This window comes from Streptomyces sp. Je 1-4 4N24 (assembly GCF_026239515.1).
Classification (GTDB): domain Bacteria; phylum Actinomycetota; class Actinomycetes; order Streptomycetales; family Streptomycetaceae; genus Streptomyces; species Streptomyces nigrescens.
Map to the genome: position 1 here is coordinate 528,515 of NZ_CP110836.1, position 11,079 is coordinate 539,593.

1 protein-coding gene is annotated in these 11,079 nt (G+C 73.4%); it reads right to left on the reverse strand.

Annotated features, from left to right (window positions below; all coding sequences use genetic code 11):
* Positions 1 to 142 precede the first annotated feature (142 nt).
* Positions 143 to 11,068 (reverse strand): type I polyketide synthase, encoded by a 10,926-nt coding sequence (locus SLV14N_RS02385; protein WP_263267803.1) that lies wholly within the window; start codon positions 11,066 to 11,068, stop codon positions 143 to 145.
* Positions 11,069 to 11,079: the final 11 nt, after the last annotated feature.

Below are 11,079 nucleotides of genomic sequence, written 5' to 3' on the forward strand. Positions count from 1 at the left end.
TCGTGAGCTTTCGACCATGGTGTCGGCTGTGCGGCGCGCCGCCGACCGTCGCCGGCAGGGTCTGGTGAATCGCCCAGACAATGGGCCGGGGCCCTGCGCCCCCGCGGGCACGGTCCGGGCGGCCCCTGCGTTTACCCGCCGCTCATCGCGGTGTGCGGCCCGTCGGCCGCTGACCCGGCAGGGCCGCCATCCAGGCGGCGACGGTCTTCGCGGTGGAGCCCGCGTGGTCCTCCATCATCGTGAAGTGGTTGCCGGGCACGTCGGTCACGGTGTCCGCGCCGTCCCAGGACGCCTGCCATTCCTCCGGTGTGAGCGGTCCCTCCTGCTCGCCGGTGACCGGCGGCTCACTGGAGCGCACGAGCAGCACGGGGCAGGAGAGCGGGTCCGGCGACCATGCGCCGACGATGTGGAGGTACCAGCTCATCGCGGTGAGCCGGCCTGCGTCCATGTGCGCGAACAGGGACTCGCGGTCGAACATCCCGCCGATCATCTCTCCGGCGAACCGGGTGAAGGGCGAGTCCTCGCGCGGCAGGTAGGTGTCCAGCAGCGCGACACCGGCGGGCGGTGTCCCCGCCTTCTGCAGATGGTGCGCCACGGCGAGGGCCAGGATGCCGCCGGACGACGAGCCGAGCAGCACCACCGGGCCGCCGTCCGCACACCGCAGCACCGCCTCGGACTGCAGCCGTACGACCGCGTCGAGGGAGGCGGGCAGGCGCTCTCCCCGGCCGAAGCCCGGGGTCGGCAGCGCCCATACGTCGCGCGAGTTCCGGTGGACGGCGGCGAACCGGGCGTACTGGTGCACACCGGCGAGCGCGACGTACGAGCTGAAGCAGATCAGCGTCGGCTCGGCCGCGTCCGGGGAGGCGCCGCCACGCGCGAGCCGCACGGGCGCGAAGGCGCTTGCGAACTCCTCCGGCGCGTCGAACGTCGGCCGAAGGCGGGCGGCCGCCTGCAGCAGCCCGAATCCCTCCGCCACCCGTCCCGACTCGCTGGCCTCCCGGAAGAGGGCTCCGATGGTGTCCTGCTCCCGTCCCGTCGCGGAAGGGCGGTCGTCGGGTCCTGCCGAGCCGGGCTGCGGGAGGGTACCCGCGGTGAGCTCCTCTCCCAGCCGGCCGGCGAGCTCCTCGGGGGTGGCGAAGTCGAACACGAGCGTGGGCGGGAGCCGCAGGCCGGTGACGGTGCCGAGCTGGTTGCGCAGTTCCACGGCGGTCAGCGAGTCGAAGCCCAACTCGGCGAATCCACGGTCCGGTTCGACCTCCTCGGGCGATCCGTGACCGAGGACCGCCGCGATCTGACGCCGTACCAGGTCCAGCAGGAGCGCGTTCCGTCCGTCGGGGCCGGCGTCCGCCAGCCGTGCGAGCAGATCGTGCTTGTCCGTTCCGGACGCGGCGACCGGACGCCGGGCCCGGCCGGGGGACGCGCCGCCCGGCAGCGCCGTGCGTCCCCCCGTGCCGAGGCCCACGGTGACCAGGGCGTTCTCACCTGTCGCCAGTGCGGCGTCGAACAGTGCGAGCCCGTCGCCGGCGGAGAGCGGCCGCATACCGCCACGGGCCATCCGCCGCCGGTCGGTGTCGGCGAGCCCGGCCGTCATGCCGCTGTCTTCGGCCCACAGCCCCCATGCCAGCGAGGTGGCCGGCAGCCCCTGGGCCGCCCGGTGCCGGGCCAGACCGTCCAGGAAGGCGTTGGCGGCCGCGTAGTTGGCCTGCCCCGCCGAACCGAAGGTGCCTGCCGCGGAGGAGAAGAGCACGAAGGCCGTGAGCTTCCGGTCCTTCGTCAGCTCGTGCAGCAGCCAGGCGGCGTCGGCCTTCGGCCGCAGTGTCCGGTCGATCCGCTCTTCGCCGAGCGCGGTGAGCACACCGTCGTCGACGACCCCGGCGAGATGTACGACGGCGGTCAGCGGGTGGTCCGCCGGGACCGAGTCGAGCAGCCGCTCCACCTCTGCACGCTCGGCGACATCGCAGGCCACCAGAGAGGCTGTCGCCCCCTCCTCTGCCAGCTCGGCGCACCACTGCGCCGCTCCCTCGGCTGCGGACCCGCCGCGGCTGGCCAGCAGGAGGTGCCGTACACCGTGACGGGTGACGAGATGGCGCGTCAGGAGCTTGCCCAACGCGCCGGTGGCCCCGGTGACCAGCACCGTGCCGTCCGGGTCGAACGGGGACTCAAGGGCCTCGGGAGGCTCGACGCGGGCGAGTTGCGGCAGCCGCAACTCGCCCGCGCGCAGCACCATCTGCGGGTGCGCGGCAGCCACCGCGTCCGCGAGCACGCTGCGGGACGCCTCGTGGTGGTCGAGGTCGAGCAGCCACAACCGTCCGGGGTGTTCCAGCTGTGCGGAGCGGACCAGCCCCCACAGCGCCGCTCCGGCGAGATCGCTGACGTCCTCTCCGGGCTCGGCGGCGATGGCGCCCCGGGTGACGATCACCAGCCGGGAGCCGGCGAACCGCTCCTCGGCGAGCCAGTGACGGGCGACGGCGAGGGTGGTGAGGAGTAGTTCCCGGATGTCCGGGGTGTCCGCACCGGCCTGCGGTGCGCACTCCAGCAGCACGGTGTCGGGCATCGTCATCCCCGTGGCCACGGCGGCTGACAGGGCTTCGAGGTCGGCGTACGACTCCGCGTGCACGCCCGCGCCGTCCAGCACCTCGGCAATCCCGGCACCCGCCGGTCCGCCGGAAGCGGTGCCGACCGGACTGCCGAGCACGACCCACCGTGCGGCCCCGGAACGCGGGGGCAGGGTGGTGGCCTGCCAGTCGAGGCGCAGCGGCACATCCGGCCCGGCCTGCGGGAAGGCCGGCAGCTGGTCAGGAGTCACCGTGCGCAGGGTCAGCGCATCGGCGACGGCGACGGGCCGGCCGGAGGCGTCCGTGACCAGCACCGAGAAGGCATCGGCCCGGCCCTCGGCGGGCCTCAGACGTACCCGCAGCGCGTCGGCCCCCTCGGCATGGAAGGTCACCCCGCTCCAGGCGAACGGCAGCATCGCCCCGCCGTCGCCCGTGCCGCCGGCGTCCCGGCCGCCGACGAGCAGTGTCTGCACGGCCGCGTCGAGCAGCGCGGGGTGCACCGTGAACCGCGTGGCGTCGGCCCGGTGCGGCTCGGGCAGTGCGGCCTCGGCGAACAGCTCGTCACCGCGCCGCCACACGGGCCCGAGCCCCTGGAACGCGGGCCCGTAGGTGAACCCGGCTTCCGCGAAGGCGTCGTACCACTCCCCCGCCCCGACGGGCTCGGCGCCCTCGGGCGGCCAACTGCTCAGAGTCTCCGGCTCGTTCGGCGGAGCGGTGCTCAAGGTGCCTTGTGCGTGCCGGGCCCACGGCGCGGCGTCGCCCTCTTCCACGGGCCGGGAGTGCACGGTGAACGAGCGGCACCCGGCGTCGTCGGGTGCGCTCACCTCGACCTGAAGCTGGACGGCGCCCTGCCGTGGCAGCACGAGCGGCGTCTCCAGGGTGAGTTCGGTTAGATGGTCGCATCCGGTGCGGTCACCGGCGCTGACGGCCAGGTCAAGGTAGGCCGTGGCCGGCAGGATCACCCTGCCCAGCACCGCATGATCGGCGAGCCACGCATGGGTGGCCAGGGACAGCCGCCCCGTGAAGACCACGGATTCCGAACCGGCCACGGTGACCGCCGCGCCGAGCAGCGGGTGCTCGGCCGCACGCAGCCCCACGGCTTCGAGGTCCCCGGCCCCGGCCACGGCCTCCCACCAGTAGCGCCGCCGTTGGAAGGCGTAGGTCGGCAGGTCGACGCGGCGGGCGCCGGGGCACAGCACGGACCAGTCGAGGCCGGCGCCCGAGGTGTGGAGCGCGCCGACCGCGGCCATGACGCCGGGTGTCTCGGACCGGTCCTTGCGCAGCACGGGGATCAGCGCCCGGTCACCGTCGAGGCATCCCTGGGCCATGGCGGTCAGGGTGCCGTCCGGGCCGATCTCCAGGAACCGGGTGACCTTGTGCTCCTCCAGCCACCGGACACCGTCGGCGAAGCGGACGGCTTCACGGACGTGACGCACCCAGTAGTCGGGGGACGTCAGTTGCTGCGGTGTGGCGAGAGCGCCGGTCACGTTCGAGACCACCGGGATACGGGGCTCCTCGTACGCCACCCTTTCGGCGACCGTCCGGAATTCCGCGAGCATCGGCTCCATCAGCGGGGAGTGGAAGGCATGGCTGACCTGGAGCCGCTTCACCTTCCGGCCCTCCGACTCGAAACGCCCGGCGATCTCCGCGACCACGGACTCCTCACCGGCTATGACGAGCGAGTTCGGGCCGTTCACCGCGGCGATACTCACCCGCTGCTCATGACCTTCCAGCAGTGGAAGTACCTCGTCCTCGGTGGCCTGGAGAGACACCATCGCCCCACCCGCCGGCAGCGCCTGCATCAACCGACCGCGCGCCGCCACCAGACGGCAGGCGTCCTCCAGCGACCACACCCCCGCCACATACGCAGCCACCAACTCACCGATGGAATGACCCATGAGGTAGTCGGGACGGACTCCGAAGGACTCGACGAGCCGGAACAACGCCACCTCAACGGCGAACAACGCCGGCTGGGTGAACTCCGTCCGATGCAGCGCCTCCGCGGCTCCGTCGGCGGCGAACACCACATTCCGCAGCGGCGATGCCAACTCACCGTCGAAGTGCGCGCACACCGCATCGAACGCCTCCGCAAAGACCGGAAAGGCCTCGTACAACTCCCTTCCCATTCCCGTGCGTTGGGCGCCCTGGCCCGTGAACAGCACGGCGGTTCCGCCTTCGCCCCGTGCCACCCCGGTAAGGACATGCGCGGAGGTCTCGCCGGTCGCGAGAGCACGCAGACCACTCAGCAGTTCGTCACGGCCGGCGCCCATGAGTGCGGCGCGGTGCTCGAAGGCGGACCGGGTCGTGGCCAGGGACAGTGCCACGTCCGGCAGGCCGAGTTCGGGCCGGTCCTCGACATGCGCGAGCAGCCTGCGGGCCTGTGCCCGGAGCGCGTCGCGGGTGGTGCCGCTGAGGACCCAGGGGGCGGGGACGGCCGGTGTGCCGCCCGGAGGCGGGGTGGTGGTGGCGGGGGCCTGTTCGAGGATGGCGTGCACGTTGGTGCCGCTGATGCCGAAGGAGGACACGCCTGCCCGTCGCGGCCGGTCGGTCTCGGGCCACTCCACGGTGTCCGTGAGCAGCTGTACGTTCCCTTCCGACCAGTCCACATGTGTCGACGGCCGGTCGATGTGCAAGGTGGGCGGAAGGACGCCGTGCTGGAGCGCCAGCACCATCTTGATCAGGCCCGCCACACCGGCGGCGGCCTGGGTGTGCCCGATGTTGGACTTGACCGAACCCAGCCAGAGCGGCCGGTCGGCCGCCCGTTCCTGCCCGTATGTCGCCAGCAGCGCCTGGGCCTCGATGGGGTCGCCGAGTGCCGTGCCGGTGCCATGGGCCTCGACGGCGTCGACCTCCGCGACGGACAGGCCGGCGTCGGCCAGGGCCTCGCGGATCACCCGTTGCTGCGAGGGGCCGTTGGGGGCGGTGAGCCCGTTCGAGGCGCCGTCCTGGTTGACCGCGGAGCCGCGGAGCAGCGCCAGCACCGGGTGCCCGTTGCGCTGCGCGTCGGAGAGCCGCTCGACCAGCACGATACCGACGCCCTCGGAGAAGCCGGTGCCGTCGGTCCGGTCGGCGAACGCCTTGCAGCGGCCGTCGGCGGCCAGACCCTGCTGGCGGCTGAAGTCCAGGAAGAGCCCAGGGGTGGACATGATGGTGACGCCGCCGGCCAGTGCGAGGTCACACTCCCCCGACCTGAGCGCCTGCGCCGCCAGATGGAGGGCGACGAGCGAGGCCGAGCAGGCGGTGTCGACGGTGACCGCGGGCCCCTCCAGGCCGAAGGTGTAGGAGAGCCGCCCGGACATCACGCTCGCCGAGTTGCCGGTGCCCAGATGGGCCTCGGCGTCCGGTGCCGGGGCCAGGGAACGGGAGGTGTAGTCCTGGTAGTTGGTGCCGGCGAAGACGCCGGTGCGGCTGCCGCGCAGCGACACCGGGTCGATCCCGGCCCGCTCGAAGGCCTCCCACGACGTCTCCAGCAGCAACCGCTGCTGCGGATCCATCGCCACCGCCTCCCGCGGCGAAATCCCGAAGAAGCCCGCATCGAAGCCGCCGACATCCTCCAGGAAACCACCGGCACGCGTGTAACTGCGGCCAGGAACACCCCGCTCCGGGTCGTACAGCGCCTCCACATCCCAGCCGCGGTCGGCCGGCCACTCACCGATCGCATCCACCCCGCCCGCAACAAGCCGCCACAACTCCTCCGGCGAACCCACCCCACCGGGGAAACGGCAGCTCATCGCCACGATGGCGACGGGGTCGGCCCCGTGGTCCGCCGGTCCGGCGGGCGTCGGCGCGGCCGGAGCCGGCGCCTCGTCGAGATCCAGCTCGGTGCGCAGCCGGGCGGCCAGCGCCGCCGGGGTCGGGTGGTCGAAGATGAGCGTGGCCGGGAGCCGCTTGCCGATGGCCACGCTGAGGGCATTGCGGAGTTCGACCGCCATGAGGGAGTCGAAGCCCAGCTCGCGGAAGGCCCGGTGGGGGGCGACCTCGTCGGGACCGGTGTGGTTGAGGACGGCGGCGACATGGGCGCGGACGAGTTCCGACAGGGCCTTGCGCTGCTCCGCCATGTCGAGGGCGGCAAGCTGCCGGGCGAGTACGGGGCCTTCGACCGTCTCCTCCGTCGTCGGTCCGGCGGTGGCGAGTGCCCGCTGGGCGTCGGGAAGGTCGGCGATCAGGGGCCGGGGACGGGCCGTGGTGTAGGCACGCGCGAAGGTGTCCCAGTCGATGTCGGTGACGGCCAGTGCGGTGTCGTCGTGGTCGAGGGCACGTTGCAGCGCGGCGACGGCCGACCACGGGTCCATGGCGCGTACCCCGTGCCGGTGCAGTCGCTCGCCCACGGCTCCTTCTGCCATACCGCCTTCCGCCCAAGGCCCCCAGGCAAGGGAGGTGGCCCGGTGCCCGGCTGCCCTGCGCTGCTGGGCGAGGGCGTCGAGGTAGGCATTGCCGGGGGCGTAGTTGGCGTGTCCCGGCGCACCGATGGTGCCGGCGGTGGAGGAGAACAGCACAAAGGCGGACAGGTCATGCCGTCTGGTCAGTTCGTCGAGGTTGCGTGCGCCGCCGGCTTTCACCCGGAGCACCCCGGCCAGTTGGGCGGGGGTCAGGGAGTTGATCGTCCCGTCGTCGAGTACGGCGGCGGTGTGCAGGACCGCGGTGAGCGGCCGGTCGGCGGGAATCGTGTCGAGCAGGGCGGCGAGCGCGTCCCGGTCGGCGATGTCGCACCCGGCGAATTCGGCCTGGGTGCCGAACTCCGCCAGTTCGGCGGCGAGTTCGGCGGCTCCCGGGGAATCGGCACCGCGCCGGCTGACGAGCAGCAGATGCGGCGCGCCACTTCGGGCGAGCCAGCGGGCCACATGCCGCCCCAGGGCGCCGGTTCCGCCGGTGACCAGGACGGTGCCCCGGGGCGTCCACCGGCGTGTGGTGTCGAGCTCGCCGGTCGCGGCGCGGACCAGTCGCCGGGCGAGGACTCCGTTCGGCCGTATCGCGATCTGGTCCTCGTCGCCGATCCCGGCGAGCGCCCGGATTACGGCGCCGGCCGCGGCCGGGTCCAGGGTTTCGGGCAGATCGAGCAGTCCGCCCCAGCGCTCCGGCGCCTCCAGGGCGACCACTCGGCCGAAGCCCCACACCAGGGACTGACGCGGTGCGGTGACGCCCCGCAGCGGGTCGGTGGCCACGGCGCCCCGGGTGGCGAACCACAGCGGGGCCTCGACGCCGATGTCGTCGAGTGCCTGGACGAGGGCGACGGTGGCGGCGAAGCCCCGGGGCAGGCCGGGGTGGGCGGGGTGGTCGTCCTCCTCCAGGGCCAGCAGGGAGACGATGCCCGTGACCGGGGGCAGTGGTGCGTCCGGGGAACCCGTGTCACGCAGCGCCGCCTCGATCGTTCCGGCGAGTGCGGCCCGGTCCTCTTCCGGGTCCACCGGCACGGTGACGGGGTGCGCTCCGGCCGCCGAGAATGCCTCGGCCAGGCCGCCGGCCAGGGCATCGTCGCCGGTGGTGACCACCAGCCAGGTGCCACGGAGGGTGGCGGGCGCGCCGCCGGCGGGGACGGGCTTCCAGGTGATGCGGTAGCGCCATGAGTCGGCCTGGGCTGCCTCGCGGTGGCGCCGGCGGTAGTCGGACAGTGCGGGCAGCAGCGCATCGAGGGCGGCCGGGTCCACGTTCAGGGCTGCGCCGAGCGTGTCGGCATCGCCGGTCGCGACGGCCTCCCAGAAGCCGGACTCGGTCGCTTCGCCGGAGCTGCCGCGCAGTTCGGGGGCGGGCCGGGGCCAGTAGCGGGAGCGCTGGAAGGGATAGGTCGGCAGGGCGATCCGCCGGGCGCCGCCGCCCTCCCCGGTGGGGTCGAGGACCGTACGCCATGTGACAGGCCCGCCGGCGACGGACAGTTCGGCGAGTGAGGTGAGGAAGCGCCGGCGGCCGCCCTCCCCCTTACGCAGGGTGCCGACCACGGCGGCGTCCGCGAGGTCGAGCGCGTCGAGCGTCTCCCGTACGGCGGTCGTCACCACGGGGTGCGGTGAGGTCTCGACGAAGGCGCGGTAGCCCTGTTCGGCCAGGGAACGGACGGCGTGTCCGAAGCGTACGGTCCGGCGCAGGTTCTGGTACCAGTACTCGGCGTCCAGCAGGCCGGTGTCGATCCAGTCGCCGGTCACCGTCGAGAAGAACGGTGTCGCGCCGGTGCGCGGGCTGATCGGCGCGAGGTCGGCGAGCATCTGCTCGCGGACCTCCTCGACCTGCGCGGAGTGGGACGCATAGTCGATCGGTATCCGGCGCACCCGGGCGCCGTCGGCCTGCAGCGCGGCGAACAGCTCGTCGAGTGCGTGCGTGTCGCCGGAGACGGCCACGGACTGGGGGCCGTTGACGGCGGCGACCGAGATGCGGTCGCCCCAAGCGGCGAGGCGCTCCTCCACCTCGGGCAGCGGCAGCGGGACGGACAGCATGCCGCCCCGCCCCGCGAGTGCGGTCAGTGCCCGGCCGCGCAGGACGACGACCCGGGCGGCGTCCTCCAGGGTCAGTGCCCCGGCGACACAGGCCGCGGCGATCTCGCCCTGGCTGTGCCCCACGACGGCGTCGGGCTCCACGCCCCGGGCGCGCCAGAGCCCCGCCAGTGCGACCTTCACGGCGAACAGGGCGGGCTGGACGACATCCGCACGGTCGAGGGACGGTGCCCCCTCGGCGCCGCGCAGCACCTCGTCGAGGGACCATCCGGAGAACCGTTCCACGGCCTGTGCGCACTCGGTGAAGCGGGCACGGAACTCCGGTTCGGTATCGAGCAGTTCGGTGGCCATTCCGGCCCACTGGGAGCCCTGGCCGGGGAAGACGAAAGCGGTACGGCCGTCCGCTCCGCTCGTGCCGCGTACCACTCCGGGGGCCGGGGCGTCGCGGGCGAGCAGGTCCAGGCCGCGGAGCAGCTCGTCGTGGCCGTCGGCGATCACGGCGGCCCGGTGCTCGAACTCCGTGCGTGTGGTGGTCAGCGACCAGGCGATGTCACGCAGCGGCGGCGTCGGCTGCCCGGACAGCCGCTCGCGCAGCCGGGCGCCGAGCGTGCGCAGCGAGTCCGCGGTCCGCGCGGAGACGGGGAAGACGAGGTGCCGGGAGGCATCGTCCGCCTCGGGGGCACCGCCGGCCGTCCCGGGGGCGGGGTCCGGGGCCGGGGCCTGTTCGAGAATGACATGGGCGTTGGTGCCGCTGACGCCGAAGGAGGAGACCGCGGCCCGGCGGGGCCGCCCGCGGTCGGGCCATGGTGTGGCATCGGCGAGCAGCGAGACGTTCCCCGCCGACCAGTCGACGTGCGAGGAGGGCCGGTCGATGTGCAGGGTCTGGGGCATCAGCCCTTCGTGGAGGGCGAGCACGGCCTTGATGACGCCGGCCGCTCCGGCGGCTGCCTGGGTGTGCCCGATGTTCGACTTCACGGAGCCGAGCCACAGCGGCTGCTCCGCGTCCCGGTCCTGCCCGTACGTCGCCAGGAGCGCCTGGGCCTCGATGGGGTCGCCGAGCGTCGTGCCGGTGCCGTGTGCCTCCACCATGTCGATGTCCGCCGTGGACAGGCCCGCCCCGGACAGTGCCTGCCAGATGACGCGTTGCTGGGAAGGGCCGTTGGGGGCCGTCAGACCGTTCGACGCCCCGTCCTGATTGACCGCGGAGCCGCGCAGGACGGCAAGGACGGGGTGTCCGTGCCGCCGGGCGTCGGAGAGCCGCTCGACCAGGAGCATGCCGGCTCCCTCGCCCCAGGCGGTGCCGTCGGCCGCATCCGCGAACGCCTTGCACCGGCCGTCGGCGGCCAGTCCGCGCTGCCGGCTGAACTCCAGGAACAGGCCGGGGGTGGACATCACGGTGACTCCGCCCGCCAGCGCGAGGTCACACTCCCCCGACCTGAGCGCCTGCGCCGCCAGATGGAGGGCGACGAGCGAGGCCGAGCAGGCGGTGTCGACGGTGACCGCGGGCCCCTCCAGGCCCAGCGCGTAGGAAACCCGGCCGGACACCACGCTGGCGGCGTTGCCGGTGCCGATTTGGCCTTCCAGCACTTCCGGGGCACCGAGCAGCAGCGGGGTGTAGTCCTGCCCGTTGGTGCCGGCGAAGACGCCGGTGCGGCTGCCGCGCAGCGACACCGGGTCGATTCCGGCCCGCTCGAACGCCTCCCACGACGTCTCCAGCAGCAACCGCTGCTGCGGATCCATGGACAGTGCCTCGCGTGGCGAGATCCCGAAGAAGCCCGCGTCGAAGCCGCCGACATCGTCCAGGAAACCACCGGCACGCGTGTAACTGCGGCCGGGTACACCCGGCTCCGGGTCGTACAGCGCCTCCACGTCCCAGCCACGGTCGGCCGGCCACTCACCGATCGCGTCCACCCCGCCCGCAACGAGCCGCCACAACTCCTCCGGCGAACCCACCCCACCGGGGAAGCGGCAGCTCATCGCCACGATCGCCACCGGCTCCTGGCGCCCGGCCTCGACTTCCTGCAGGCGCCGGCGGGTCTGGTGGAGGTCGTTGGTGACCTTCTTGAGGTACTCGAGGAGCTTCTGGTCGTTCATGCACCCTCATC

Coding starts and splice junctions, on each gene's coding strand:
- SLV14N_RS02385 (WP_263267803.1), bottom strand. CDS start 11,068: ATGAACGACCAGAAGCTCCTCGAGTACCTCAAGAAGGTCACCAACGAC.